Raw genomic sequence first — 887 nt, 5'->3', positions numbered from 1 at the left:
CTGTTTGCTCCCCACGCTTTCGAGCCTCAGCGTCAGTAACAGTCCAGAGAGTCGCCTTCGCCACTGGTGTTCCTCCTAATATCTACGCATTTCACCGCTCCACTAGGAATTCCACTCTCCTCTCCTGTACTCAAGCTTTGTAGTTTCAAATGCTTACATTGGTTAAGCCAACGGCTTTAACATCTGACTTACAAAGCCGCCTACGCTCCCTTTACGCCCAGTGATTCCGGACAACGCTCGCCCCCTACGTATTACCGCGGCTGCTGGCACGTAGTTAGCCGGGGCTTCCTCCTTAGATACCGTCAAAATTCTTCCCTAAGGACAGAGCTTTACGATCCGAAGACCTTCATCGCTCACGCGGCATCGCTGCATCAGGGTTTCCCCCATTGTGCAATATTCCCCACTGCTGCCTCCCGTAGGAGTCTGGACCGTGTCTCAGTTCCAGTGTGGCCGATCACCCTCTCAGGCCGGCTACCCATCGTTGCCTTGGTAAGCAGTTACCTTACCAACTAGCTAATGGGACGCGGGACCATCCTATACCACCGGAGTTTTGACTCATGCACCATCCGGCGCTAGAGTTTCATGGAGTATTAATCCCGGTTTCCCGAGGCTATCCTCCTGTATAGGGCAGGTTTCCCACGCGTTACTCACCCGTCCGCCGCTAGAAAGATTAAAAAATCATCCGAAGAATCAATTCTAATTTTCTCGCTCGACTTGCATGTGTTAGGCGTGCCGCCAGCGTTCGTCCTGAGCCAGGATCAAACTCTCAATAAAAATTTAAAGTTTGTTTTCCTTTGACCCAAAATTGAATCAAACGTTAGCTTAATTTAGCTTTATAATTTTACAACTTATAAGTTGTTGTTATCTACACTGTTCAGTTTTCAAAG

Annotated in this window: 1 rRNA gene; it reads right to left on the bottom strand. The window is 49.0% G+C overall.

Going from position 1 to position 887, the window contains the following annotated elements:
• Positions 1–774 (bottom strand): 16S ribosomal RNA (locus E0D94_RS14645); the annotation flags it as partial.
• Positions 775–887 lie beyond the last annotated feature (113 nt).

Origin of the sequence: Senegalia massiliensis, assembly GCF_900626135.1 — a bacterium.
Classification (GTDB): Bacteria; Bacillota; Clostridia; order Tissierellales; family SIT17; genus Anaeromonas; species Anaeromonas massiliensis.
This window is presented reverse-complemented; position numbering and strand designations above follow the sequence as displayed.